The following is a 26,741-nucleotide window of genomic DNA, read 5'->3' as shown; positions in this document are numbered from 1 at the left end:
TTGTCTGTTCAAAATTAATTGCACAAATGCTGGATTTTTAACACAAATCGGGGAATATCTTATCCTTTTCTCTGATTTCTGATTTCTTTAGGAGAAATACCTTTAATCTTTTTAAAAAATCTGGAAAAATATGGAACGTTCGTAAAACCTAATTGGTAAGCCACATCGCTGATATTCATATCTGTCTGAAGCAATAATATTTCGGCCTGTTCGATCACAAATTCCTGAATGAAGCTGATGGTACTTTTCCCGGTTTCTGCACGAATAAGGTCTGTAAGGTAGTTTGAAGACATATTAAGCTCTTCGGCAACAGATGAGACGGTAGGAAAATTTGAAACGGGTTTTGATAGATCCTTATAATGATTTTGAAGGAAGCTTTTTAATTTTGAAGACACTGAAATGGCTTTTGTTGCTTTGTCTTTGAATTGTCTTTCATAAAAAACATCTGCGTACGAAAGCACTGTATTCAATAGAGACAGAATAATATTGATATTGGCATTGGCTTTATTTTCCAACAACTCCATATGAATTTTTGTAAAAAGCCAAGTGATAGTCTCTTCCTCCTCCGCGGTCATAAACAACGCATCATTGATCTCATAACTGAAATATTTATATTGATGGATTTTAGCAGCAACCGGATTTTGTTTGATGAGATCAGGGTGAAAAACAAATGCATACCCGTCCCAGAAAGTCAGGCTGTCCCAGGAAACAACCTGTCCCGGCTCGCTGAAAAGCATTAATCCGTTCTCGGTATAATATTTATTATTTCCGTAATTGATGTCTCCGGTAAAGTTTTTCTTCAGCGAAATCTTAAAGAGGTTAACCTGAATTTCACCACTCACCTGTGGAAAATTTGGAATAGCCTGTTTGCACACTCTGCTGTCCATTAATGGATGAAGAGGAAGTGAGAGATTCAGATATTTGTTATATGATATTAAATCATTAAAGGTTTTCATAGCTTCAAAATTGCAAAATTCTTTCTAAAACTTTTAGCAAATGTTTCGATATTTCTTCATTCCAATAAAAAAAGCGGACTAAAAAATTAAAACCAGGTTATGTTATTTTTTCTGCTCACAGATTTAAGTGTAAACGATCAATACTTTTCTTGAACCACACAAGCAAGTAAATTGAACCGTACACAAAAGTAGAATATGCAATAATACTTGAACTTTGTCCTATTAAATTAATTAAATTAAATAAATCAAAATGTCAGAAATTAAAAAAATACAGTTAGGTCAAAATGGACCTATGGTTTCAAAACTTGGTTTGGGATGCATGAGAATGTCATCAGTTTGGGGTGGTTCGACACCTGATGAAGCAGAAAGTATTGCTACTATTCGTCAGGCATTGGATAATGGAATAAATTTTCTCAATACCGGAGATTTTTATGGTGCAGGTCATAACGAGATGCTCATTGGAAAAGCAATTAAGGGAAGACGTGATGATGCATTCATCAGTGTCAAGTTTGGCGCTATTTTCCACAATGGTCAGTGGATTGGAATGGATCTTCGTCCTGTAGCAATCAAAAATTTTGTCAATTACTCTCTTACCCGTCTGGGAATTGAGACCATTGATCTTTATCAGCCAAGCAGGATGGATGGCAGTGTTCCGATAGAAGATATTATTGGAACAATCGCCGGTCTTGTTGAGGAAGGTAAGGTACGTCATATCGGAGTATCGGAGATCACATCGGATCAGCTTCGTAAAGCTAATAATATATATCCAATAAGTGCTTTGGAAATCGGATACTCTTTGGCAGACCGCCAGATAGAAGAAGATTTATTACCAGCCGCCCGAGAATTAGGAATCGGTGTCATCGCCTTCGCAAATACTGCGGAAGGGCTTTTGAGCGGGGATCTTCAGTCACCATTATCAGAGAATGATTACCGAAATCATTTCTCCCGTTTTAAGAGTGAAAACCTGATTCATAATCTTGAAAAAGTAGAAGTGCTCAAACAGATGGCTCTACGCAAAGGTTTCACACCGACACAGCTTGCTATTGCCTGGGTAAAGGAACAAGGTAAGAATATAATGCCTCTCGTAAGTATGAGCCGCAGATCGAGACTACCTGAGAATATTTCTGCAATGGAAATTATATTCACTCCTGAGGAAATGAACATTTTAAACACTACATTTGCAATAGGCGCCATAAAAGGCGGTACCTATCTTCAAAGATAATGGAAAGTCCAGCAGAGATTTTACCCGGCGTTATATTTTATTCCTATCTTTCTTCGGAGCAGAAACAAAAGGTCTGCTTTTGGAATCATCATACCTTAGTTTTACAGGTTTCAGGTCAACTTGTCTTGGAGACCTCAGAGCAGAATATTTCCATCTCTGCGGGAGAGGTTTTATTAATCCGAAAAAATCAACTGGGAACCCTTACCAAAACACCTCTTCCCGGCGGACATTATGAAACTATCGTTATATCTCTGCAGGAAGATCTAATGCGCAAGATTATTTTGGAGGAAAGAATGGAAGCGGCTGGTAAATACATTGGACTTCCTAATTTGATAATCCCTCATAATGAATTTCTAAAAGGATATTTCCAGTCTATTGTTCCCTATGCCAGAAACTCAGGTGCTCAAATGACCGACGAAATGGGACTTTTAAAAGTGAAGGAAGGCATTAAACTTATGATTCTTGCCATGCCTGAACTACGAAACTTTCTATTCGATTTTTCTGAGCCTTACAAAATAGATCTTGAAAAATTTATGCTCAGCAATTATCATTTTAATATTTCGGTCGAAAAATTTTCCCAATTGACTGGAAGAAGTCTTTCAGGATTTAAGAGAGACTTCCAGAAAACATTTGGAATGCCCCCTCGAAAATGGCTGCAGGATAAAAGATTGAATGAGGCAAGACATCTCATCGAAAGTAAAAACCAACGTCCATCTTCCATTTACCTTGACCTGGGATTTGAAAGCCTTTCTCATTTTTCCCATGCTTTTAAAAAGAAATTTGGAAAAGCACCTACATTAGTTTTGTAAAATAATAATTAATATATGAAACGGCTCTGAGTAGTGTTAAACTCTTCAGAGCCGTTCATATATTAGTATGATAAGGTAATTGATATACTTTTAAATGAACCATGTGCTTAGTTGTATAATATTATGATAATAAGTGCTCAAACAATCTTTAATCCTCAGTTTTAATAAGAACAATAATTTTGTACACTAAAGTATATCATTATCCAATTTAATTATATTGTTTAATGTAATGAATTCTCTTAATTTATTTTATAAACTAAATTATCTGCCAACCACTCTTTAATGGTTGTCGATGTTGTAGATTCATTTGTTCTAGATTCCCTATCATAAAGGCCATTGCCAATTGCCGTCAGCATTTCTGTCAAAGAGATGGCAAATGCTTCGCTTGTATGATGTTTTTCCAAAAGAGTTTTTATATAATCCTCTTTTGAAACTTGTTGAAAATGAATAGCCTTCCCTGTTAGTTCACTCATTTGTCGCGCAATCTCATTGTAGCAAATGTCTGCTGGACCTTGAACTGCAAATGCTTCAAAGTCTATCCAGGTTGTGTCAATAAGTAATTCTACTGCTTTTGATGCAATGTCTTTTACGGCGACTGCGGGAATTTATAATTTTCGTCAATAGGTAAAAAGAACATTCCCGATTTCTTTACAGATGTAATCTGATAATGTAGAGTTTCAAAAAATACAGGGCATCGCAATGCTCTCACCGATGCTCCTGATTGGCTGATGATATCTTCAGCTCGGTGAAGTGCTGTAATAAGACCTGCCTGCAAATCACTTTCTTTACCTAGACTTGATAGATAAACAACCCTTTTTGTACTAGCATTTCTAATTGCTTGTGAAGCCACTTTTGCGAAGTCTTAATAATAGGCATTTACATCCTCTTGGGTATTGCTTTGAGGCACACAAAAATAAAGGGTATCACATCCTTTCAATGCTTCCGTGAATTCAACTTCATTTAGCAAAGAGCCTGTAACTATTTCTACTTTTTCTAAAATATCGGCTGATATTTTTTTGGGGTCTCTAAGAAAAATTCTCACCTTTTGTTCTTGCTCTAGTAGCTGTTGCAGAATCATCGAACCCGTGTTGCCTGTTGGCGTTGTTATTAAAATCATAATTTAACTTTTAATTAATATTAAAGTACAAAGATGATCACAGTAAATATTGTAAACGTTGTCCTATGTTCATATTTTCAGATCTTCGATTTTAATCTGCTCAATGTTTGAGGGGTAAGTCCTAAATAAGATGCAACCATTTTGTTTGATATTCTTGTCAATAATTTTGCCTGATTTATTATAACCCAACGAACTTTTTCTATAGCTTCCAAACTCTGAAAACAATAAATTCGTTCTTGCGATTTGATATAAGCTAACTCTAAAATCTGCTTGTAAACAAATCCAAACTGCGGAACTGTTTCAACCAAATGAAAGTAATCTGCGTGGTTGATCACTAACAATTCAGATGGTTCAATAGTCTGCATACATTCGAATGAAGATTTTTGATTGATGAAACTTGATAAAGCCGTTCCAAACGTATTTTCAAAATGAAAATATCTTGTTACCTCTTCTCCCTCCTTATTAATATGAAAAAGCCTTATACATCCTTTGTTTAGAAAATAATGATGCTTGCAAATTTCACCTTCTTTCAAAAGAAATTCGTTTCGTTTGGTCTTTATGGATCTAAAGTATGAAAAAATATACAAAAGTGTTTCATCGTCAATTTCAGTTCTTCCTCTCATATATTGTTCTAATTGTCTATACACTATAATTGATTTTTGTTTAGTTAATAACAGGTAACATCAAAGTTAAATATTGTATTATTCAATTTTTTTAACGATTTCTAAAATGTCTAAATTTAGTATAAAAGTACTAATACTTCCCGTAAGCCAGTAGGTAAATAATTGTGTTCTAACTTGCAAATTCAATACTTTTAATCTCAATATATTATTTATCGTACATCTTTTTGTGAGAAATGTCACATTCAAATTGTGTAAAACGACCTCCTTATTTGGTATTGACTAAAAGTACATTTGTAGTGTAAAAAGAGCAATACTGTTCAAATAAAATATTTTAATAATGAAAACAAATCCTATCTACTATCAAGATGCCACATCTTTGGCTCAGCTAATTCGTGACCGTGAAATTTCCCCGGTTGAAGTGATGGAAACTCATCTTGAAAGAATTAATTCATTAAATCCATCAATTAATGCTATTGTAACCATTTCAGATCAGGCAATTAATCAAGCCAAATTAGCTGAAAAAAAAGTTTTAAATGGTGAAAAATTAGGAGTGTTCCACGGTGTTCCATTTACCGTCAAAGATTCAATAGATACTTCAAATCTCCTCACTCAAAGAGGATCTCCGATCTTTAAAGGCCATATACCAGAAAGAGATGCCATAAGTGTTGCAAGAATGAAGGCTTCAGGAGCAATTCTCATAGGAAAGACCAATCTGCCTGAATTTTCTTACTGGATTGAGAGCGATAATTTACTAAGTGGAAGAACAAATAATCCCTGGGATCTAAGTCTCACACCGGGCGGATCAAGCGGCGGGGAATCCGCAGCGGTCGCAGCCGGTTTATCTCCTATTGGTCTAGGTACCGATTTAGCAATTTCAGTTCGTGGTCCTGCCGCCCAGACAGGAATTGTCTCTTTAAAAGCTACTCACGGAAGCATTCCAATGACAGGAATCTGGCCTCGAGCGCCTCGTCGATTTTGGCATGTTGGTCCTATGGCGAGAAGTATCCGTGATCTTTCTCTGGCATTTTCAATTCTCTCAGGACCTGATGGTCAGGATGGATTTGCATCCAGTCAGATTCAAAAGGAGAAAAGCTTGAGAAATTTTGAGAGTCGTCCGCTTAGAATAGGCTGGATGACAGGACCGGGCTTTGGGCCTGTGGATCCTGAAGTAGCAAAAATCGTTGAAGCTGCAGCATCAACTTTAAAACAAATGGGCCACAGCGTACACAAAGTTGAAATTCCTGTCCTTGAAAAGGATTTTGCTTTGGATGTCTTCAACCATATTCACGTGATGGAAATGAAAGAAGCATTCAGACAGGCAACAAAAGGTCGAAGCGACAATGAAATCTATAAAATGGCCAAAACTATGCTTTCGCTTCCCAACACTTCGATGAAAGATTATATTAAAGCTGAACAGGCCGCAGAAAGAATCAGAGATGGTTTTGCCGAATATTTTTTTCAGTATGACGTGTTGTTGACTCATGTTTTACCAATTCCTGCTTACAAGCATGGAGAGGAAAGTTTTGTCATCAATGGAGAAACTGTTGATGCAACTTATCTTCAAGGAGCGACAGTTCCTTTGAATATTACAGGACTTCCAGGCATATCGATGCGATTTGGAACTAGCAGCTCAGGATTGCCTATCAGTGTTCAGGTTATCGGAAGCTGGCATGCAGAACCCACAATATTGCATGTTGCATCACTCTTGGAAACTGCCGGTTCGGTATCCGAATTACATCCTGATCTTTAAATGATATGCTTTAAAAGTGAATTTAAATTAACAAGACCTGACTATTGCAGCCAGGTCTATTATTTTAATGAAATTTATCCTTTTCTAATTCTGCTTAAAGTTTCGCGTGACATTCCAAGATATGAGGCTACCATATATAATGGAACCTTATTGAAGACATTTGGATACGTTTTTTGAAATGTGAGATATTTTTCTTCTGCAGATCCGCTAATCAGTGAATATATTCTTTGTTGACTTGCCTCGTATGCTCTCGCCTGTAGTCCTTCTTCGAATAATTTTAATGCCGGAACAGTTGCTATTAACTTTTGCCAGGAATCTTTCTTCCATAGTAAGACCGTACTTTTAGCAAGTGCTTCTATATTGTATTCTGAAGGTGTTCCTTGGTTATAGCTTTCCTGATCTGTCATCCACCAGTTCTCAATTCCAAAACGCATCGTATGATCAGTTCCATCCTCACCAAAACGGTATAATCTGAAACATCCGCTAACGATAAAACAGTTATAGTTCCAAACCTCACCGTCATGTAGAAGCGATTGGGATTTACGAAGGTGTCGCTCAACTCCAGCCTTACAAATTATATCAAATTCATCATCGGAAATTTCTACAAACTGATTTAAATAACTTTTAAACTTACTAAACATAGAACAAATTTATAGAATTAAATCTTCATATTTCTAAGATAATGATGCGCTTAGTACTACATGCTTAAATACATAAAGTAAGAAGGTAGTTAACTAACAATATCCGAATAAAGATCTTTAAAATCCAAATTATATTAGAAAAACAAATTTGCTACACTAAAGTAATTATTGCCTAATTTTTTAATGAAGACTTAAAATCAATGAGACTTTGATTGGTTTTGCTTTTAAATAACAGACTGAAGGACTGCGAGTGTTCAAAGCCAAGTTCATATGCGATTGAGCTGATAGATAAATCTGTTGTTGATAATTTTTACTTTGCCATTTCTATAAGTTGGGTTTGTATATGCAGCTGAGCATTTTGCCCTATTAAGTTGCGGAGCATATCACTTAAATAACTTAGCGAGAGATGCAGTTCAGCTGCAAGATATTGAACGGTTGGAGTTGCCTATTGGTAGAGTTTTCCAGAGATTTCAGTGACCTATTTTGATATTTTCACAATAGGTCACTAAATAGGTCACTTTTAATATGGCCTTTTTTAATTTTCTTTGATACTAGCACAAAACAAAAAACGCTGTAAACATTAATGTTTACAGCGTTTTAGCTTATTTTGGTTTCCCAACTGGCGGAGAGTGAGGGATTCGAACCCCCGGACCTGTTACAGTCAACAGTTTTCAAGACTGCCGCAATCGACCACTCTGCCAACTCTCCTTAAACTCCGATTGTATCGTTGTTTTCAGTGGTGCAAATATAGAATGTTTTTCAATTCTGACAAAATATTTTCGAACAAATTTTAACAAAAATTAATAATAGACTCAAAATCAGATTAATTATTTTCATCAAACATCGATCAACAAAAGAAATTTTGAGATTTTAAAAACAAAAAAACGCACCCAAAAGATGCGTTTCATATTTTAATTGAAATAAGATTAATGTAATTCTGCCAAATACTTTTCAGCATCCATCGCAGCCATACAACCACTTCCTGCAGCAGTAATCGCTTGTCTGTAGATATGATCCTGAACATCACCTGCCGCGAAAACACCCGGAAGATTTGTTCTTGAAGAACCTTTTTCAGTTTCAATATATCCGTTTTCGTCTAAGTCGATCTGACCAACAAAAATATCTGTATTTGGTTTGTGACCAATTGCAATGAAGATTCCGTGAACATCAACCGTAGATTTTTCCTGAGTCTGGTTATTAATCACAACTGCTCTTTCTACCAAGTTATTTTCACCTTCAATACCAATTAACTCATGGTGGAATTTCACTTCAATATTTGGTGTATTCTGAACTCTGTGAATCATTGCTTTCGAAGCTCTAAACTCATCTTTTCTCACCAACATTGTTACTTTATTCACCAATTTAGCAAGGTAAGTTGCCTCCTCTGCCGCAGTATCACCAGCTCCTACAACCACAACGTCTTTTCCTCTGTAGAAAAAACCGTCGCAAGTCGCACATGCAGAAACTCCTCCTCCATTATATTTTTTTTCGTCATCAAGACCCAAATATTTTGCAGTTGCTCCTGTTGAAATAATTACTGTTCTGGCAAAAATCTCTTTTTGTCCGGCATATAATTTGTGAATACCTCCAACTTCCTTAGAAAATTCAACTTTCGTGATCATTTCATAATGAACTTTCGTGTCGAATCTCTCCGCTTGTTTTTGCAAATCCATCATCATTTCAGGACCTGTAATTCCTGCCGGATACCCTGGAAAGTTATCAACTTCAGTAGTTGTAGTCAATTGTCCGCCCGGCTCCAAACCTGTATATAATTCAGGTTTTAAGTCTGCTCTTGCCGCATAAATTGCCGCTGTGAAACCAGAAGGTCCAGATCCAACGATCACACAATCTAAAATGTTTTGCTCCATAATTTGCTTTCAAAGATTTAAAAATTTCCGAGTACTAATTTCGGAATTTTTAATATTTATTTAAAGTTATTTTAATGATAGTTGTCAATATCTAATATGTTGAATTTCGATGGTAGTTGCTAGTTTTTGGTTGCTGGTTGATAGTTCTGAGTAATGCTCTAATACAATCAACTGACAACCAACAACAATCAACCAAAATCACACTTTCATCTTAATTTTATCGACGTTGATAATCTTGTAAACCAGCTCCTTAATCAATTCCGCTTCACTCATGTTTACGGCTCCCAAACCTTTTCCTTTCATGTCGAATTCTCTTAAAATAGAGATCACTCTGGTTGCATGTTTTAAAGGATATAATCTTGCAGATTCAGCATAATCTTTTATAAAATAAGGGTTTACACCCATCTGAGAAGCAATAACCTGCGGCGGCTGATTAGCCATTGTGTTATAAATAATAACATTGGAAAAATAATTATACAAACTCGCCAACATCATCACAAACGGATTATTTTTAGGATTTTTCCCCATAAAATGAGCAATTTTAAATGCAGCATTCGCATTTTTTGTTCCTAAAGCCTTTTGCAACTCAAAAACGTTGTATTCTTTACTGATCCCGATATGATTTTCTACGATAGTTCCGTCTAAAACTTCGCCTTCTTTTAGAATAATTTTAAGTTTATTCAATTCATTGGCGATTCTGGAAAGGTCATTTCCTAGATATTCGGCTAAAAGATGAGAAATATTCGGTGCTGTTTTTATTTTTAACGAAATACATTCATCAGCAATCCATTTTGGTAGATTATTTTCCTTTATTGATTCACTTAAAAATAAGGCATTGATTTTATCTAAAGATTTTGCAACCTTTTTTCGGCTGTCTAATTTCTTGTGTTTGTGTGCAAAAACCAAAACCGTTGAAGGAACCGGATTCTGAATGTACGTTTCCAAAGCGTTGCTTTCACTTTCGGCTAGTCTCAAATCCTGCGCTTCTTTCACGATGATTACCTGTTTATCGCCCATCATCGGAAACTGTCGCGCCAACGAAAGAACTTCCTGATAAGACGTATCTTTTCCGTACACAACCGTTTGGTTGAAAGCCTTTTCGTCTTCGGTTAAGAAGTCATGTTCTAGGGCTTTTACAGCAAGATCTATAAAGTAAGGTTCTTCTCCGTGGAAAAAATAAATCGGTAAAACTTCTTTATTTTTAATATTTTTGAGGATTAAATCTAATTCTTTCATCTTATAAATGGAACTTCCAAAACTGAACTTTCAGGAAACTTTTGATTTTAAATTCAAGAAAGACAAAGATAAGTTTTTTATTTATGATTTGGTTCGTAAAACTTACCTTTTGCTCACTCCTGAAGAATGGGTGCGCCAACACTGGATTCACTATTATCTGACGGTGAAATCCTACTCTACCTCTGCTTTAATTACAGAAAAAAAGATTATTTTAAACGGTTTAACAAAGAGAATCGACCTTTTAATAACAGAAAAAACAGAGCCCATTATTTTGATTGAATGTAAAGCTCCGCAAATCAAATTGACAGAGAAAACGTTTGAACAAACCGCAAGATACAATTCGATAATCGGAGCAAAAGAAATTATTTTAACAAATGGATTACAGCATATCAATGCGTATTATGAAAATGAACAATATCAGTTTTATAGACCAAATTAAGATTGAGGTTGAGACTGAGATTTAAAACTTTCTTAAAAAATTTAAATAATATTCTATTAATACGCATTCTGAGTTATTTTTATTAATTTCGATAGAGGATTTTTTTCTCGTCATTGCAAGGAGTGAAACGATGAAGCAATCTTTATAAAAATAATAACTGTAAAGTTTGTCATCCCGATTTTTATGGTAAATAAAGTGTTAGATTTGAAATAAAAAGTCTCAATTTGATCGTGATAATTTGAATGTCCGACAAAATCTTAGCCCCGATTGAAGCGACATCCTTTTTGGTTGCGGTCGGAGCGAAGCGGAGACCGTAACCAAAAAGATACAGCGGAAAGCGGGAGAAAGCTCCAAATAAAAATAATTAATTACATTTTTAAATACAGTTAAATTACAAAATATGATACGTTCAATATTATTATCAGCGTTTTTGATGACTTCGGGAACTATTTTCAGTCAGAATCTAAAAACAGTTTCTTATCAGGACGGAGCACAAAAGCTCAATGGTTTGGTAACGTCAAACACCGGAAAAAAACTTCCGGGAGTGTTGGTTCTTCCAGCCTGGAAAGGAATTGATGACGAAGCAAAAGCTGCTGCTGCAGAACTTGAAAAACAAGGTTATATAGCTTTTATTGCAGATATTTATGGAGAAGGAAATATTCCTACAAGCATGGATTCTGCTGCGAAAAACTCAGGTTATTACAAAAAAAATTACGAGGCTTATCAGAAAAGAATTTCGTTGGCTTTAGAACAATTAAAGAAAAATGGTGCGATTCCTGAAAAAATTGCAGTGATCGGATATTGTTTTGGAGGAACAGGTGCATTGGAATCTGCGAGAGGAAATCTTCCTGTTTTAGGTGTTGTTTCAATTCATGGAAGTATTGGTAAAGATAGAACCAGAGTAAATGGACCTATTTCTACTAAAATTTTAGTTGAAAATCCTGCGGACGATCAAGGTGTAACTCCGGATGATTACAATAATCTGATCAAGGAGATGAATGAAGGAAATGCAGACTGGCAAATCATTACCTATGCGCATTCTAAGCATACTTTTACCGATCCGAAATCACCGGATTATAATGAAGTGATGGCAAAAAGAGCTTGGAATCATACATTAATGTTTTTGAAGGAGATTTTGAAATAAATTTCACTAAAATAAAAAAGGATGCTGAAAATTTTCAACATCCTTTTTCATTATATTTTTATTTGATTATTTTGCTTCTAATTCTACCGTGTAAGCTTTTGGAGAATACTTAGTTAAAGAACCTGTTGCAGCATCAATTCCTACTCCGATTGCTCCTCCAAGAATAATATTTAATAAAGTTACTGCATTAAAATTTTTCGTCAACTTTACTTCTTTATCATTAAATCCTTCTTTTTGGAATGTGACGGTTTGTTTGCTCAATGATCTTGGAATAGCAACTGTACAAGGCGTTGTACATTTCTCAACATTCTTGTGAAAAACTTTCGCTCCTTCCGGAGTTGAGTTGAAAGTTATTTTATCTCTTGTTCCTGTAAAAATTGTTGCACAAGAAGTTGTTGACAATGTAATACCAACCAATAGTACGATTGACAGCTTATTTTTCATAGTTAAAAGTTTATTTCTTTACATATTTTTAAGTGCGCGAACTTACAAAAATTATTTAAAGAAAAAAGGTAACCACTACTATTTGTAAATGAAATTTAACTTAATATGAAAAAAGATTCTTCAACTCGCTTTACTATTTTTATAAATCATTGATATTATTACAATTAGAACACCACCAATATTCTTTTTCTTTATCTTTCAGCTTCGTTTTTGTTTTATTCTCACAATTTTCGCAGACACATCGATCATTTTCGTTTTCTTTTGCTTCATAATCGCAGTCAAAACAGCTCCAACTCGTTAAATGAGTCTTTCCGTTGATAAACCAAGTAAATGAATTTTCTTTACATTTAGGACAAGTTTGTAACGCCATATTTAATTTATTTCTTCTTCTCTGTTCACCAAATCCATAGAAAACGCAGGAAGGCAAATTGCAATATATTCACAAGGTTCTGAAAACGGATTACTGTAACGAATTCTCGCACCTTTTTCAATTAAAATGCTTTGACCTTTTTCTAAAGTCACCAGCTCTCCGTCGATTTCGAATTGTTTCTTCCCTGAGATAATTAATGTAAATTCATCAAATTCAGGAGTTTGATGCGGTTCGCTCCAATTCGGTGGCGCAACCATGTGAGCAATTGAAATATTTGAATTTTGGGTTGAATTTCCCCAATGTTCTTCAATTAATTTTCCGTCTGTGGTCGGAACAACAAAGGGAGATTTTTGAATTTTGTATTTTTTCATATTAATGTTGTTTTATTAATTAGATATTTAATCTCAATATTAATTTTTTAACGCAAAGTACGCAAAGATTTTTTTTACTACTAATCACTTTTAAGTTGCACAAAGGCGTTTCACTTATAAAAGTTCACAAGGTTTTTAATTTAGATAAATTTTAAACTAAAAATGATTTTCTTTTTTGATTTCGTACACAAAATTGGTTCTCGTTGGTTCTCCAAAATAGGCAACTTCTTCTTCCGCAACTTTTTGTCCGCCAAGCCTTTCCAGTGCAATTTGCGAACGGTAATTTTCTTTTCCGATATGAAAGTGAACCGTATCAACAAACTGGAAAATATAGTTGAGCATCAATTTTTTTATCTGAGGATTAATTCCTTTCGCCCAAGATCTTGTTCCGTAAAAAGTATATCCGATGAAAATACTGTTTTTATTTTCATCAAAATCATAAAAACGGGAACTTCCAAGAATATCTCCAGTTGCTTTTTCAACGATTTTAAAAGCACCTTTACTTTCAATTGCACCTTTAAAAAAGTTTTCGAAAACTTCTCGTTGGTAACGATCTTTGTTAGGATGCTGCTCCCAAACTTTAGGATCGGATGCCACTTCGTATAAAGACTCAAAATCCCCTTGCTGTAAGGGGATTAATTTATATTCTTGATTTTCTAAAATAGTCTGAATAGAAAAGTTCATTGCTTAGCTTTTTGATTTTGCAGCATCAGATTCAATTTTTTTGATTTCCTTTAATTTGTCAGCAATCTTAGTCACAGCATCCGGACTTGAAGGCTTTAAAGCAACCTCAGCTTGAGCTGTATCCCATTTGATAACTAAATTTCCTGTATTTTCGCCAGTTGGATTCAAAGTAATTTCGAACCATTCTTGCTTGTCCGCCAATTTGTTAACAGGAACCGTAACATCTACAACATCCTGTTTTGCGTCATATGTATAAGCGCCCCACTGTTGGAAGTCTTTGTTTAAGATTACTTTCCATTCTTTTTCAGTCGGAACGATGAAAAGTCCGTAAGTTCCTGCAGGAACTATTTTTCCACCAAAATTTATAGATTGTCCAAATGTAATTTTTGTAGATGAGTTTGCTCCTGCTCTCCAAACTTGCCCGTAAGGAACCAATTCTCCGAAGATTTTACGCCCTTTCACGCCCGGTCTTCCGTAGTCAATTGTGATTTTAGACATTGAAAACTGCTGCTCTACTTTCTGACGCGGGCTCGCTGCCGGTACCGAATAATCTTGAGCAAAGCTGAAAACTGAAGCTGATATGCAAACTGCAAATAATAACTTTTTCACGTGTAAATTTTTGCTTAAAATTACAAAATCAAAACAGAATAGCCTTCTCCAATTCCAATAATTTTTGTTTTCTCCAGATTCCTCCGGCATAGCCTATCAGTTCGCCGTTTGAACCAATCACTCGATGACAGGGAATTAAAATCGCTATCTTATTGATTCCGTTTGCAGTTCCAACGGCACGGATTGCTTTTAAATTTCCTAAAATTTCCGCTTGTTGCTTGTAAGTTCTGATTTCGCCTGACGGAATTTCTCTCAATAATTGCCAGACTTTTTGCTGAAATTCTGTTCCGATGATATGTAAAGGAACATCAAAAGTTTTTCTTCTTCCTTCGAAATATTCTTTTAACTCTTGTTCTAATTGCTTGAAATGATGATGGTCTTTTTCAACAATTTCGCAATTTAAATTATTAGATAAAGATTTAAATTGTTTTTCGATATTTTTTCGGTCAGTAAATTCTAATAGACAAATTCCTTCGTCTATCGCACAGGCAACCATTTCTCCGAGCGGAGTTTGTATTAATGTTTGGTGTATTGTCATTAATTTTAAACGTAATAAATGATTATCTCTAAAAAAGGCAATTTAAAGATTAAAAACAAAAAGTCAATATTAGCATTTTCTTTATCAATAATTTCTTTTGTCAGAAAAGCTCAGGAAAAAATACTTTTTAGAATTACAAAAACACAATAATATCATCGTAAAAACTTTAGATTTTTTGAATTAATATCTAAATTACGATAAATTAATTAAGTCAATAAATATTTTAAAGAGCGATAATATGAAATCTATTATCACTAAATAACCATAGACATCATCATCGACATATAATAATTGGCGCAATGCAGAGCAATCATTAGTAAAATTTCTTTTTCATGAATTCCTTCAAAAGAATCTGTCGTGGTGATCTGATATTCATAATTCATGAGATTCCATTTTAAATGCGGTTTCATGATCAACAGCTCGGTTCCTTCTTGATCGGTCAATATAAAAGATTCTTTAAAAATGCCTTTATACTTAAATACATAACCATTCTTTATTTCATTAAAATTCGTCTGAATCACAATCTCTCCGTTCCAGTTCATCCTGAATTTCAAAAGCACCGTTTCACCGTCCTTGAGCTCAATTGTTGTTCCCCAAAAACCCTTAGGTTGTATTTGATATCTCGAGTTTAATAATTCAATTTCTGCGTCAAACTTGAACCAACTCTTATACGTCAGTTTTCCAATGAATTTTTCGTCTTTTGTTATTTCGAATAGTAAAGAATTGGTTGATTTCGCAAGATATTCTGTCATGGTTGTTATTAATTTGATGTGATTGATTATCAGCTTCTAAATTATGTATTTTTTGCCTTAAGAACCAAAAAAACCTCGCAAGAAAACTTACGAGGTTTTAAAAATATTTTAATCCGAAAACTACATCGTTTCCATTTTGAAACTCATGCTTTCGATTACTTTCAGGATTGCTTCAACCGTATCCATTGATGTTAAACAAGGAACACCGTTTTCCACACTCATTCTTCTGATCTGGAAACCGTCTCTTTCAGCTTGTTTTCCTTTCGTAGTCGTGTTGACAACGTACTGAACTTTTCCTTTCTGAATTAGATCGATTAAGTTTACATCTTCCTCTCCGATTTTATATCCTATTTTACAAGGAATTCCTTTTTCTTCGAAGAATTTCGCAGTTCCTTCTGTTGCCCAGATTCTGAAACCAACTTCATGGAATCTCGCCGCCAAATCAGCCGCTTCCTGCTTGTGCTTATCCGCTACCGTGAACAAGATCGAACCGTGCATCGGAACTTTTCTTCCTGCTGCAACTAATCCTTTATAAAGCGCTTTTTCTAAAGTTGTATCTTTACCCATAACCTCTCCCGTAGACTTCATTTCAGGGCCTAAAGAGATGTCAACTTTCGTTAATTTAGAGAAAGAGAACACAGGAACTTTTACGAAAACCCCTTCTTTATTTGGAACTAATCCGTTTTTGTAGCCTAAATCTGTTAGTTTTTGACCTAAAATTGCTTTTGTTGCCAAGTTTGCCATTGGAACATCCGTGATTTTAGATAAGAAAGGAACTGTTCTCGATGAACGTGGATTTACCTCGATTACATATACATTTCCTTCGAAAAGTACGTACTGAATGTTCATTAAACCAACTACATTCAATCCTTTTGCTAATCTTTGCGTATAATCTACCAAAGTCTCAACCTCGCTTTGTGAAATATTCTGTGGAGGATACACCGCAATTGAGTCTCCAGAGTGAACTCCTGCTCTTTCGATGTGCTCCATAATTCCAGGAATGATTACCGTTTCACCGTCGCAAATTGCATCAACTTCGATTTCTTTTCCAACCATGTATCTGTCAACCAAAACAGGGTGTTCCGGACTTGCATCTACCGCAAACTCCATGTAATGAGCCAATTCACTTTCTGAGTACACAATTTCCATAGCTCTACCTCCTAAAACGTAGCTTGGACGAACCAGAACAGGATAACCGATTTCGTTAGCGATTTTTATAGCTTCTTCTTTTGAAGTTGAAGTTTTTCCTAAAGGCTGAGGAATCCCCATTTCCTGAAGGGCTTTTTCAAACTTATCTCTGTTTTCAGCTCTATCAAGATCCTCAAGAGAAGTTCCTAAAATCTGAACTCCGTGAGCTGCCAATTTATCGGCTAAGTTGATCGCTGTTTGTCCACCAAACTGTACAACTACACCTTTTGGTTTTTCCAATTCGATGATGTTCATTACATCTTCTTCCGTTAATGGTTCGAAGTATAATTTATCTGAAATTGAGAAGTCTGTAGAAACTGTTTCTGGGTTGTTGTTGATGATGATCGCTTCATAGCCCATTTCTTTGATCGCCCAAACTGAGTGAACTGTTGCGTAATCAAACTCAACTCCCTGTCCGATTCTGATTGGTCCAGAACCCAGAACGATAATTTTTTCTTTATCAGAAGCAACACTTTCGTTTTCTTCTTCGTAAGTTCCGTAGAAATATGGAGTTTCAGATTCGAATTCCGCAGCACATGTGTCTACCATTTTGTAAACCGGCATTAATCCGTTTTCTTTTCTGAAATTGAAAACTTCACGCTCCGTTACGTTCCAAAGAACTGCAATGTTTACATCTGCGAAACCTAATTTTTTAGCTTCCAATAAAGTTTCTTTGTTGAATTTATTTTCAGCAATTGTCTTTTCGAAATCAATTAATTTCTTGATTTTCCAGATGAAGAATTTATCAATTTTGCTCCATTCTACAATTTGCTCCCAGTCGTATCCTCTTCTTAAGGCATCTCCAATGATGAATAATCTTTCGTCATCACACACTCTGATTCTTCTTTCGATTTCTTCAGCTGTTAAAGCTGCAGCTTGTTTAGTTTTTAAACCGATATGTCTGATTCCCGTTTCTAATGAACGGATGGCTTTCTGTAAAGATTCTTCGAAATTTCTTCCGATTGCCATTACTTCACCCGTTGCTTTCATCTGAGTTGATAACCTTCTGTCCGCAGTTTCGAATTTATCGAACGGGAATCTTGGAAATTTAGTTACCACATAATCCAAAGCTGGTTCGAAACAAGCGTAAGTCTTTCCTGTAACAGGATTCATGATTTCATCAAGTGTTAATCCTACTGCGATTTTTGCAGCAATTTTAGCAATCGGATAACCAGTTGCCTTTGATGCTAAAGCTGATGAACGGGAAACTCTAGGGTTCACCTCGATGATATAATAGTTGAATGAATGCGGATCTAAAGCCAACTGTACGTTACATCCACCTTCAATTCCTAAAGCTCTGATAATTTTCAGTGAAGCATTTCTCAACATCTGATATTCTCTGTCAGAAAGCGTTTGAGAAGGTGCCACAACGATTGAATCTCCTGTGTGAACTCCAACCGGATCTATATTTTCCATGTTACAAACCACAATTGCGTTGTCGTTTGCATCACGCATTACTTCGTATTCAATTTCTTTGAAACCTGCGATTGATCTTTCGATCAAACACTGTGTAACAGGACTGTGTTTTAATCCTAATTCGGCGATTTCTTTCAGTTCAGCTTCAGTAGCAGCGATTCCACCACCTGTTCCTCCCATTGTGAAGGCAGGACGAACAATTACAGGATAACCGATTTCGTTAGCAAAATTTAAAGCTCCTTCTACCGTATTTACGATATCAGATTCCGGAACAGGTTCGTTTAATTCTCTCATCAATTCACGGAACAAATCTCTGTCTTCCGCTCTGTTGATCGCTGAAAGTTTTGTTCCTAAAACTTCTACTTTACATTCTTCAAGAATTCCTGATTTTTCCAATTCTACCGCCATATTCAGGCCTGTTTGTCCACCCAAAGTTGGTAAAAGCGCATCCGGACGCTCTTTTCTGATGATATGACTTACAAACTGAAGCGAAATCGGCTCGATATATACTTTATCTGCGATTTCAACATCCGTCATAATCGTTGCAGGGTTTGAGTTGATCAAAATTACCTTGTAGCCTTCTTCTTTTAAAGACAGACAAGCCTGCGTTCCTGCGTAATCAAATTCCGCCGCCTGACCGATGATGATTGGACCTGAACCGATTACTAAAATTGTTTTTATGTCGTTTCTTTTCATTTTTTTCTTTTTTATTATTCCATGGGTTTCACCCACGGCTATTCATATTGAATCCTTCGGATTCGTTGAATTCTGATACTTAAATTTCAGCGGCGAATTGCACGCAGCCCGACTTGAGCGGAAATCCTTTTTTGCCATCCTGATTTTTCTATTTTAGCCGAAATGTTCTGCAAAAAAGATTGGGAGCGGAAGGCGGATTAAGCTGCCCAAATTAATCTTCTACTTTTTAAAATCTTCCATTAACTGGATAAACTCATCAAATAAATAGTTCGCATCTTCTGGACCTGGACTAGCTTCCGGGTGATACTGAACAGAGAAACAAGGGTGAATTTTATGTTTCAGACCTTCGTTTGTTCTGTCGTTCAATGCGATGTGCGTTTCAATTAAATCTGTTCCTTTTAAACTTTCCTGATCAACTGCATACCCGTGGTTCTGAGAAGTGATGGCCACTTTGTTTTTCTCTAAATCCAACACCGGGTGATTTCCTCCTCTGTGTCCGAATTTTAATTTGAACGTTTTTGCTCCACAAGCCAAACCGATCAATTGGTGCCCTAAACAGATTCCGAAAATGGGAACTTTTCCTAGAATTCCGTTAATCATTTCAAGAGCTTGTTGGTTATCTTCAGGATCTCCAGGACCGTTTGACAACATTACTCCGTCCGGATTCATCAGTAAAATTTCTTCTGCCGTCACATCCTGAGAAACTACCGTGATATCGCAGTTTCTTTGAGATAATTCTCTGATAATTCCTAATTTAGAACCAAAATCTACCAATACTACTTTCAACCCTCTTCCCGGATTTGCGTAAGGTGTTTTTGTAGAAACCTGCTCCACTTGGTTTGTTGGGAAGTTTGTTGATTTTAATTCTGCAACCACTGCACTTTCGTCTGCATCAGCGTTTACGATTTTACCTTTCACAACTCCGTGGTTACGAAGAATTCTTGTCAGTCTTCTGGTGTCGATTCCTGAAATCCCTGAAAGGTTTTTCTTTTTAAATAATTCATCTAAAGTAATCTGAGTACGGAAATTTGAAGGCAAATCACAAAGTTCTTTTACGATAAGACCTTTGATAGCCGGTTCGATACTCTCATAATCATCTCTATTAATCCCATAGTTTCCGATTAATGGATAGGTCATACACACAATCTGACCGCAGTAAGACGGGTCAGAAATCAGTTCCTGATACCCTGTCATTCCGGTATTGAAAACCACTTCTCCCGCTGTTTCCAATTCTGCTCCGAAACCTTCTCCATGAAAAACTTCACCGGACTCCAGTATTAACTTTTTCTTCATTTTAAACTTTTATCTCTTATTATTTATTTTATTGATCTTCATTAACAGATCGCTCCTACGGAGCTCTTTTAATCTTTATCTTTGTTCCATGGGTTTCACCCATGGCTATTAATAGATCGCCCTTCTGGGGCTTGGATAATCTTTATCTTTTTTTGTTTTCCACGGATTTCACCTGTGGCTATTGATATTTCGTCCCTTCGGGGCTCACCAACTTTTTACTTATTTCTTTTAGATTGGCTCTTTTTATTTAAAAGTATATCCTTCTTTCTCTAAGGCTTCTTTTAAGATTGCCATTCTTGCGAAAACACCGTTCTGCATTTGTTTGAAAACTCTTGAGCGTTCGCATTCTACCAAGTCGGTATCAATTTCAACTCCTCTGTTGATGGGAGCTGGGTGCATGATGATGGCTTCTTTCTTCATTGCTTTTTCTCTTTCTTTCGTCAAACCATATTTTCTGTGGTATTCTGAAGCTGAGAAGCTCATTTTTGCATCGTGTCTTTCGTGTTGGATTCTCAATAGCATCAAAACATCAACCTCAGCAATTAATTGATCAACATTTAAATATGTTCCATTAATTAGAGCGCCCTCATCAAACCATTGTTCAGGTCCTGAGAAATATACTTTTGCGCCTAATCTCCTCAAGGCTTCTGCGTTTGAATTGGCAACTCGGCTGTGTTTCACGTCTCCTACAATTCCTACCTTTAAGCCCTCAAATTTTCCGAATTCCTGATAGATTGTCATTAAATCCAGCATACATTGAGAAGGGTGGTTTCCTATTCCGTCTCCACCGTTGATTACAGGAATTTTAATATTCTCTAACTCATCAAAATATCTGTCTTTCTTATCTCTTATTACCACAAGATTTACTCCAAGACTCTCGATGGTTTTTACCGTGTCATAAAGACTTTCCCCTTTGTTTACTGAACTATGAGAAGCATCGAAAGAAACGACCTGTAAACCCAATTTTCTTTCGGCAATATCAAAACTTGTTTTTGTTCTCGTACTGTCTTCGAAGAAAAGATTTGAGCAAAAAACTTCTCCTTCAATTTTAGCAGTTTTTCCGTTGGCAAAAGCCAGTGCTTCTGTTACTATACTGTTGATTCTCTCGGTGCTTAGTTCTGTAATCGTAAACATAATTTCTTTAATTTTTTACAAAAAAAAAGCGAAGAAAATATCTTCGCTTAATATAAATAAATATCGTAAAGGGCGTCTACGCCCGGTAATTCTAATGATATAAATACTGTGTTATTCATTAGGTGCAAAGATACAACAATTTCATAAACCAACAAAATCTAAAACCGATTTAGATTAAAAAAAATTAATCATACTATATTTTAATTTTTAAATACTATTTTTGTTAAAACTCAACCCTTCTATTATATGGATTTAAAAGACAAAATGATTCTCAGTATTATTCAGGAAGACTCGACCTTATCGGTGAAAGAAATTTCAGAAAAGATCGGGCTTACCTTTACTCCGACGTATGAACGCATCAAACAACTGGAGAAGCAAGGAATTATTGAGAAGTATGTCGGACTTTTAAACCGTGAAAAATTAGGGTTAAATATTGTCGTGTACTGCAACGTTCGTCTAAAAGAACAATCTCAAAAAGTATTGGAAACATTCGAGAAAAATGTTGGTAAACACGATGAAGTTCAGGAAATCATCAGTCTTTCCGGTGAATACGACTATATGTTGAAGATCATTGCAAAGGATATCAATTCTTACAATGAATTTGCCGTGAACGTTATTTCAAATATTCCTAATATCGGACAATATCATAGTTCTATCGTGCTTCACGAGGTAAAAAAATCTACTAAGTTTAAGATTGATTTGGATTAAAATTATATTTAAACTAAAACTTTCCCTTTATAATCTAGATGCTTCGACAGGCTCAGCATGACATTTCTAATATTAACTGTTTTTATTAACGATTCATTTGTAGCGGTGTCATGCTGAGCCTGTCGAAGCATCTCATCATCAAATCTAAACAATTCTCCTGTTTAAATTCAACCTAATAATTTATTTTTCAGTTTATTAAATTGATATTCAATTTTATCCAAACAAAGATTCCCAATACTTCCCTGATGGGTATGATTTAAGTTTTCAATTTCAAAATCAAACTCATTATTTTCAATCTCCTGCCCTACTTTTACATACGCATCGCGGAATGAACTTCCATTTTTTACTTCTTCATTAATTTTCTCTACGCTGAAAAGATATTTATACTTTTCATCTTCCAAAATGCCGTCTTTTACCTGAATGTTTGGCAAGGTGTAATTTAAAATTTCCAGACATTCTTTTAACGAATCGATTGCAGGGAAAAGAATTTCCTTTGTCAACTGCATATCTCGGTGATAGCCAGAAGGTAGATTATTGGTCAACAAAATAAACTCATTCGGCAACGATTGAATTCTGTTGCAACGCGCGCGAACCAGTTCGAAGATATCCGGATTTTTCTTGTGAGGCATAATGCTGCTTCCCGTTGTAAATTCTTTAGGAAAGCTTATAAAATCAAAATTCTGACTCAAATATAGACACACATCATAAGAAAATTTACCCAATGTTCCCGCCAAAGTCGCCATTGCCATTGACAACATTTTCTCTGATTTTCCACGTGTCATTTGAGCATAAACTGAATTATAATTCATAGACTGAAATCCTAAATTATACGTCGTACTTTCACGATCGATCGGAAAAGATGAACCATAACCTGCCGCCGAACCCAGTGGATTTTTATTAATGATATTTTTTACTGAAAACAATTGTTCAACATCATCCAACAACGCTTCTGCATACGCACCAAACCATAATCCAAATGAGGATGGCATCGCAATCTGTAAATGGGTATATCCCGGAAGCAAAACATTTTTGTGCTGTTCTGCCAGTTTGATTAATATTTGAAAGAATTTATCTGTTAAAGCTGTAATTTCACGGATTTCATCAACTAAATACAGTTTAATATCTAATAAAACCTGATCGTTACGAGATCTTGCCGTATGTATTTTCTTTCCGGTATCCCCTAATTTTTCAATTAAAATAGATTCAACCTGAGAGTGAATATCTTCCGCACTTTTATCAATTTCAAAAGTTCCGTTTTCGATATCTTCTAAAATTCCTGCCAAAACAGACAACATCTTTTCTGATTCATCATGGGAAATAATTCCAACTTCTGCCAACATTTTACAGTGCGCCATTGAACCCTTGACATCGTATTTTGCCAGACGTTCATCAAAGTCAAGATCTTTTCCGACTGTAAATTTATTGACTAATATATTCGTGGCAGTATTATCTTTTTGCCATATTTTTTTCATAAAATTTCTTTTTTGTTGGAAGATGGAAGCTGTGAGGGATAGAAGTTTACCATCAACTGTTTTATCTTCCTTTTTATTTAATTTAAAATATAATTTTGTCATTCCGACGAAGGAGGAATCTCTTTTAAAAACGCTGGAGATTCTTCAATCCACTTCGTTCCTTTCAGAATGACAATTCTAAGTGTTTTTATTATAAAGTTGCATTCGAATAACAGACTACAAAAACCCCATCATCCTGCTTCAAGCCTATAACACTTTCTCCAAAATTTTAATATAAATCTCAATTCCTTCCGCGATTTCTTCAATGAAGATAAATTCATCTGCAGTGTGAGAGCGCCTGCTGTCGCCCGGACCGAGCTTCACAGATGTACAAGGAATAATCGCCTGATCGGATGAAGTTGGCGAACCGTAAGTTGTCCTTCCGATTTCCAGACCGGCCTGTACGAACGGATGATCCATTTCAATTTTTGAAGAGTTTAGCCTGAAAGATCTTGCCGTTAAAGTTGATTTCATCTGCGACTGAATAATTTCAAATGCTTCTTTATTGGAATATTCATCGGTCACTCTTACATCTAAAGTAAAAGTACATGATTCCGGAACAACATTGTGCTGAACTCCCGCATGAATTCCCGACAACGTTATCTTTACCTCACCTAAATAATCCGAAACCTTTGGAAATTTGAAACTCAGAATATTCTGCAAATCTTCCATACATTTCACAATCGAGTTATCATCATTCGGATGAGCAGCGTGAGAAGGAGTGCCTTTCATTTCCCCGTCAATCACCAAAAGTCCTTTTTCTGCAATCGCCAGATTCATCTGCGTGGGTTCTCCTACAATGGCGAGCTCCACATTCGGAAGCTGTGGAAATAAAGCCTCGATCCCATCAAACCCTGAAATCTCCTCCTCTGCCGTCAAAGCAATAACTAAATTATATTGTAAATCTTCTTTATCATAAAAATGTAAAAAAACCTGCGCCATTGAAACCAAAGAAGCTCCCGCATCGTTGCTTCCCAATCCGAATAGTTTCCCGTCCTTTTCTATTGGTAAAAACGGATCTAAAGTATACGCTTTATTCGGTTTTACAGTGTCGTGATGCGTATTCAGCAAAATTGACGGTTTGAAAACATCAAAATTTTTATTCACCGCCCAGATGTTATTTTTAAACCGTTTTGTAGGAATATTGTTCTTCTTGAAAAAATTTTCAATCTCCACCGACGTATTAAATTCATCTTTGCTGAATGATGGAATCTCAATCAGTTTTTTCAGCAATTCTACTGCATTATTCAGTAATTCATCTTTACTATAAACAGATTTCAGTTCCTGCATGATGGTTTTCTATATGGTTTTTTAGTTCGGTTTCTTTAATTAAGAACACCTTTCTTACATTATTTTTTACTGCTCCAAGAGCATTTTCTAACTTTGGAAGGATTCCTTTGTGAAGTTTTCCTTCATCTTTTAAGGCTGAAAATTCTTCTTCTGAAATATTTTTAATGGTAGATTTCGGATTGTTTATATCTTCCAAAACTCCATTTTTGTCAAAGCAATACAATAATTCAACATCGTATTTTACCGATAAAGCCTGTGCAATAACCGAAGCAATCGTATCTGCATTCGTATTGAAAAGGTGACCTTTTTTATCATGAGTAATCGCCGAAAAAACAGGCACTAATTCAAGTTTAAGCAACTTTGAGATCAACTTTCTATTCACACTTTTTTCGGTGATGTCACCTACAAACCCGAAGTCAATTTCAGCATGTTCTCTTTTTTTGGCTTTAATTAAATTGGCATCTGCACCCGAAAAACCTATGGCTTTACACTTCTTTTGCTGAAGTTTTGCCACAATATTTTTGTTGATTCCTCCCGCATAAACCATCGCCACAATATCCAACGTATCTTTGTCAGTGATTCTTCGTCCGTTCACCAGCTTTTGCTCAATGCCTAATTTATCTGCTAAAGTCGTTGCTAATTTTCCGCCTCCATGAACAAGGATTTTCTTTTCCTGAATTTCAGAAAACTGTTGAAGAAATTGTTCTAATAATTCCTCATCATCGATTAATGCTCCGCCAATTTTTATGATGTATAATTTTTCTTTCATTTTTATACATTTTTAGATAGGATTACATCCTATCCTGATTTAAGTAGTCCTTTTAGGACTCCAATAATTTATTTAGAATTCAACTCATCTAAGATTTCAGAGAAAACCACCTGAGCCGAGAAAATTCGGTTTTTTGCCTGCTGATAAATGATAGAATTTTCACCATCCATTACCTCATCACTCAATTCTACATTTCGACGAACCGGAAGACAGTGCATTACTTTTGCCTGATTGGTATTTTCTAATTTTTTATTCGTCAGCATCCAGCTTTCTTTTACCTCAGGCATTGCCGCATAATCATCAAAAGACGACCAGTTTTTAACATAAATAAAGTCTGCATCTTTTAATGCTTCATCCTGATCGTGAATTACTTCCACATTTTTTGTGAAATTTTTATCCAAATCATATCCTTCAGGATTGGCGATGACAAAATCCACATCCATTTCCTGCATCCATTCTGCAAAAGAATTTCCTACTGCGTGGGCAATCGGCTTGATGTGAGGCGCCCAAGTTAAAACCACTTTAGGCTTAAGTTCTTCTTTCCAGTTTTCTGTAATCGTGATACAGTCTGCTAAACTCTGCAAAGGATGACGTGTTGCCGATTCCAGTGAAATCACCGGAACTTTTGCATGCTGCTCGAACTGGCTTAAAATACTTTCATTAACATCATCTTCTTTATTCTTCATTCCAGCAAAACAACGAACCGCAATAATGTCGCAATATTGATTTAATACTTCAATCGCATCTTTAATATGTTCAACTGTATCGCCGTTCATTACCGCACCATCTGCAAACTCCAAATTCCATGCTTCCTGGGCAGCATTTAACGTTAAAACATTTAAACCTAAATTCTGTGCTGCAATCTGACTGCTTAAACGGGTTCTTAAACTTGAATTTAAAAATACAAGTCCAATGGTTTTTCCTTTTCCTTTCTCGGTTTCCGAAAGAGGATTTTCTTTAATGTGTAAAGCTTTTTTTATAATTTCCTGTAAGTTTTCAACATCACTTACCGAGGTGAATTTTTTCATTTTGAATTGATTTTAAAGATTTTTTATCTTACATATTATGTTGAGTTTTTAACGCTATGGTTGTAAAGTTTTTTTTTCGATTTAAGTTGAAAAATATTTTCGATCCCAAGGGCGTTTCACTCAGCAATTGAAAGG

28 protein-coding genes, 1 tRNA gene and 1 pseudogene are annotated in these 26,741 nt (G+C 35.6%); 6 read left to right on the top strand and 24 right to left on the bottom strand.

The features are described from left to right. Nucleotides 1-59: 59 nt before the first annotated feature. Nucleotides 60-956 (bottom strand): helix-turn-helix domain-containing protein, encoded by an 897-nt coding sequence (locus ACKX2A_RS20035; RefSeq protein ID WP_415326802.1) that lies wholly within the window; start codon nucleotides 954-956, stop codon nucleotides 60-62. 250 nt (nucleotides 957-1,206) lie between these two features. On the opposite strand from ACKX2A_RS20035, the gene ACKX2A_RS20030 reads away from it, so the two are divergent. Both ACKX2A_RS20030 and ACKX2A_RS20025 read left to right on the top strand, forming a co-directional pair. Beyond that, a complete protein-coding gene (locus tag ACKX2A_RS20030; protein ID WP_415326800.1) occupies nucleotides 1,207-2,178 on the top strand; it encodes an aldo/keto reductase in 972 nt (323 codons plus the stop codon). After that, nucleotides 2,178-2,987: a helix-turn-helix domain-containing protein gene (locus ACKX2A_RS20025; RefSeq protein ID WP_415326798.1), complete on the top strand. Its 810-nt coding sequence runs from the start codon at nucleotides 2,178-2,180 to the stop codon at nucleotides 2,985-2,987. Before ACKX2A_RS20030 ends, ACKX2A_RS20025 begins: the two co-directional genes overlap by 1 nt. Nucleotides 2,988-3,226: 239 nt before the next feature. On the opposite strand, the gene ACKX2A_RS20020 is transcribed toward ACKX2A_RS20025, so the two are convergent. The 4 genes from ACKX2A_RS20020 to ACKX2A_RS20005 form a co-directional block, all read right to left on the bottom strand. Further along, nucleotides 3,227-3,460 carry a hypothetical protein gene (locus ACKX2A_RS20020; RefSeq protein WP_415326796.1) on the bottom strand — a complete coding sequence of 78 codons (234 nt, stop codon included), beginning with the start codon at nucleotides 3,458-3,460 and terminating at the stop codon, nucleotides 3,227-3,229. A gap of 113 nt (nucleotides 3,461-3,573) precedes the next feature. After that, nucleotides 3,574-3,837, bottom strand: coding sequence for a hypothetical protein (locus ACKX2A_RS20015; protein ID WP_415326794.1), 264 nt, complete (start codon nucleotides 3,835-3,837; stop codon nucleotides 3,574-3,576). A gap of 12 nt (nucleotides 3,838-3,849) precedes the next feature. Continuing rightward, the gene (locus ACKX2A_RS20010; RefSeq protein WP_415326792.1) at nucleotides 3,850-4,104 is read right to left on the bottom strand and encodes an SDR family oxidoreductase; all 255 of its coding nucleotides are present in this window, start codon (nucleotides 4,102-4,104) and stop codon (nucleotides 3,850-3,852) included. A 77-nt stretch (nucleotides 4,105-4,181) separates the two neighbouring features. Continuing rightward, nucleotides 4,182-4,751: a Crp/Fnr family transcriptional regulator gene (locus ACKX2A_RS20005; RefSeq protein ID WP_415326790.1), complete on the bottom strand. Its 570-nt coding sequence runs from the start codon at nucleotides 4,749-4,751 to the stop codon at nucleotides 4,182-4,184. 313 nt (nucleotides 4,752-5,064) lie between these two features. On the opposite strand from ACKX2A_RS20005, the gene ACKX2A_RS20000 reads away from it, so the two are divergent. Next, a complete protein-coding gene (locus ACKX2A_RS20000; RefSeq protein ID WP_415326788.1) occupies nucleotides 5,065-6,477 on the top strand; it encodes an amidase in 1,413 nt (470 codons plus the stop codon). 74 nt (nucleotides 6,478-6,551) lie between these two features. Here the strand turns inward: ACKX2A_RS20000 and ACKX2A_RS19995 are convergent, their stop codons facing one another. The 5 genes and pseudogenes from ACKX2A_RS19995 to holA form a co-directional block, all read right to left on the bottom strand. Then, nucleotides 6,552-7,118, bottom strand: a complete 567-nt coding sequence (locus ACKX2A_RS19995) for a Crp/Fnr family transcriptional regulator (protein WP_415326787.1) — start codon at nucleotides 7,116-7,118, stop codon at nucleotides 6,552-6,554. 172 nt (nucleotides 7,119-7,290) lie between these two features. Next, nucleotides 7,291-7,557: pseudogene (locus ACKX2A_RS19990) on the bottom strand (helix-turn-helix domain-containing protein); the annotation flags it as partial. Between the two features lie 181 nt (nucleotides 7,558-7,738). Continuing rightward, a tRNA-Ser gene (locus tag ACKX2A_RS19985) sits at nucleotides 7,739-7,826 on the bottom strand. A gap of 218 nt (nucleotides 7,827-8,044) precedes the next feature. Continuing rightward, a complete protein-coding gene (gene trxB / locus ACKX2A_RS19980; protein WP_415326785.1) occupies nucleotides 8,045-8,986 on the bottom strand; it encodes a thioredoxin-disulfide reductase in 942 nt (313 codons plus the stop codon). A gap of 198 nt (nucleotides 8,987-9,184) precedes the next feature. Then, on the bottom strand, nucleotides 9,185-10,222 hold the full coding sequence (gene holA, locus ACKX2A_RS19975; protein WP_415326783.1) for a DNA polymerase III subunit delta: 1,038 nt from the start codon (nucleotides 10,220-10,222) through the stop codon (nucleotides 9,185-9,187). A gap of 7 nt (nucleotides 10,223-10,229) precedes the next feature. On the opposite strand from holA, the gene ACKX2A_RS19970 reads away from it, so the two are divergent. Then, nucleotides 10,230-10,661 carry a type I restriction enzyme HsdR N-terminal domain-containing protein gene (locus tag ACKX2A_RS19970; protein ID WP_415326781.1) on the top strand — a complete coding sequence of 144 codons (432 nt, stop codon included), beginning with the start codon at nucleotides 10,230-10,232 and terminating at the stop codon, nucleotides 10,659-10,661. 400 nt (nucleotides 10,662-11,061) lie between these two features. Next, nucleotides 11,062-11,805: a dienelactone hydrolase family protein gene (locus tag ACKX2A_RS19965; protein WP_415326779.1), complete on the top strand. Its 744-nt coding sequence runs from the start codon at nucleotides 11,062-11,064 to the stop codon at nucleotides 11,803-11,805. Nucleotides 11,806-11,871: 66 nt separating this feature from the next. Here the strand turns inward: ACKX2A_RS19965 and ACKX2A_RS19960 are convergent, their stop codons facing one another. The 10 genes from ACKX2A_RS19960 to ACKX2A_RS19915 all read right to left on the bottom strand — a co-directional run bounded on the left by ACKX2A_RS19960 (nucleotide 11,872) and on the right by ACKX2A_RS19915 (nucleotide 21,300). Beyond that, nucleotides 11,872-12,249, bottom strand: coding sequence for a PEGA domain-containing protein (locus tag ACKX2A_RS19960; RefSeq protein WP_415326776.1), 378 nt, complete (start codon nucleotides 12,247-12,249; stop codon nucleotides 11,872-11,874). 139 nt (nucleotides 12,250-12,388) lie between these two features. Continuing rightward, nucleotides 12,389-12,619, bottom strand: a complete 231-nt coding sequence (locus ACKX2A_RS19955; RefSeq protein ID WP_415326774.1) for a hypothetical protein — start codon at nucleotides 12,617-12,619, stop codon at nucleotides 12,389-12,391. Nucleotides 12,620-12,621: 2 nt separating this feature from the next. Further along, nucleotides 12,622-12,990, bottom strand: a complete 369-nt coding sequence (locus ACKX2A_RS19950; RefSeq protein WP_415326772.1) for a cupin domain-containing protein — start codon at nucleotides 12,988-12,990, stop codon at nucleotides 12,622-12,624. Between the two features lie 156 nt (nucleotides 12,991-13,146). Next, on the bottom strand, nucleotides 13,147-13,674 hold the full coding sequence (locus tag ACKX2A_RS19945; RefSeq protein WP_415326770.1) for a GNAT family N-acetyltransferase: 528 nt from the start codon (nucleotides 13,672-13,674) through the stop codon (nucleotides 13,147-13,149). Between the two features lie 3 nt (nucleotides 13,675-13,677). Further along, nucleotides 13,678-14,283 carry a DUF2911 domain-containing protein gene (locus tag ACKX2A_RS19940; protein WP_415326769.1) on the bottom strand — a complete coding sequence of 202 codons (606 nt, stop codon included), beginning with the start codon at nucleotides 14,281-14,283 and terminating at the stop codon, nucleotides 13,678-13,680. Nucleotides 14,284-14,311: 28 nt separating this feature from the next. Further along, complete coding sequence (locus ACKX2A_RS19935; protein WP_415326767.1) at nucleotides 14,312-14,821, bottom strand: methylated-DNA--[protein]-cysteine S-methyltransferase; 510 nt, start codon at nucleotides 14,819-14,821, stop codon at nucleotides 14,312-14,314. A 254-nt stretch (nucleotides 14,822-15,075) separates the two neighbouring features. Then, the gene (locus ACKX2A_RS19930) at nucleotides 15,076-15,573 is read right to left on the bottom strand and encodes a hypothetical protein (protein ID WP_415326765.1); all 498 of its coding nucleotides are present in this window, start codon (nucleotides 15,571-15,573) and stop codon (nucleotides 15,076-15,078) included. Between the two features lie 120 nt (nucleotides 15,574-15,693). Further along, complete coding sequence (gene carB / locus ACKX2A_RS19925; protein WP_415326763.1) at nucleotides 15,694-18,873, bottom strand: carbamoyl-phosphate synthase large subunit; 3,180 nt, start codon at nucleotides 18,871-18,873, stop codon at nucleotides 15,694-15,696. A gap of 219 nt (nucleotides 18,874-19,092) precedes the next feature. After that, nucleotides 19,093-20,166, bottom strand: a complete 1,074-nt coding sequence (locus ACKX2A_RS19920) for a carbamoyl phosphate synthase small subunit (RefSeq protein WP_415326762.1) — start codon at nucleotides 20,164-20,166, stop codon at nucleotides 19,093-19,095. A 243-nt stretch (nucleotides 20,167-20,409) separates the two neighbouring features. Further along, nucleotides 20,410-21,300, bottom strand: a complete 891-nt coding sequence (locus ACKX2A_RS19915) for an aspartate carbamoyltransferase catalytic subunit (RefSeq protein WP_415326761.1) — start codon at nucleotides 21,298-21,300, stop codon at nucleotides 20,410-20,412. Nucleotides 21,301-21,546: 246 nt separating this feature from the next. On the opposite strand from ACKX2A_RS19915, the gene ACKX2A_RS19910 reads away from it, so the two are divergent. Further along, nucleotides 21,547-22,008, top strand: coding sequence for an Lrp/AsnC family transcriptional regulator (locus ACKX2A_RS19910; RefSeq protein ID WP_415326760.1), 462 nt, complete (start codon nucleotides 21,547-21,549; stop codon nucleotides 22,006-22,008). A 167-nt stretch (nucleotides 22,009-22,175) separates the two neighbouring features. On the opposite strand, the gene argH is transcribed toward ACKX2A_RS19910, so the two are convergent. The 4 genes from argH to ACKX2A_RS19890 form a co-directional block, all read right to left on the bottom strand. Beyond that, nucleotides 22,176-23,480 carry an argininosuccinate lyase gene (gene argH, locus ACKX2A_RS19905; protein ID WP_415326759.1) on the bottom strand — a complete coding sequence of 435 codons (1,305 nt, stop codon included), beginning with the start codon at nucleotides 23,478-23,480 and terminating at the stop codon, nucleotides 22,176-22,178. A gap of 246 nt (nucleotides 23,481-23,726) precedes the next feature. Then, entirely contained in the window at nucleotides 23,727-24,809 is a 1,083-nt protein-coding gene (locus tag ACKX2A_RS19900; protein ID WP_415326757.1) for a M20 family metallo-hydrolase, read from the bottom strand. After that, complete coding sequence (gene argB, locus ACKX2A_RS19895; protein ID WP_415326755.1) at nucleotides 24,784-25,578, bottom strand: acetylglutamate kinase; 795 nt, start codon at nucleotides 25,576-25,578, stop codon at nucleotides 24,784-24,786. The genes ACKX2A_RS19900 and argB overlap by 26 nt, the downstream gene beginning before the upstream one ends. A gap of 68 nt (nucleotides 25,579-25,646) precedes the next feature. Next, complete coding sequence (locus ACKX2A_RS19890) at nucleotides 25,647-26,606, bottom strand: N-acetylornithine carbamoyltransferase (protein WP_415326754.1); 960 nt, start codon at nucleotides 26,604-26,606, stop codon at nucleotides 25,647-25,649. Between the last annotated feature and the right edge of the window lie 135 nt (nucleotides 26,607-26,741).

The organism is Chryseobacterium sp. MMS23-Vi53 (genome assembly GCF_047651245.1).
Classification (GTDB): Bacteria; Bacteroidota; Bacteroidia; order Flavobacteriales; family Weeksellaceae; genus Chryseobacterium.
The sequence above is the reverse complement of the archived record's forward strand: the minus strand, read 5'-3'. Positions and strand labels throughout refer to the sequence as shown.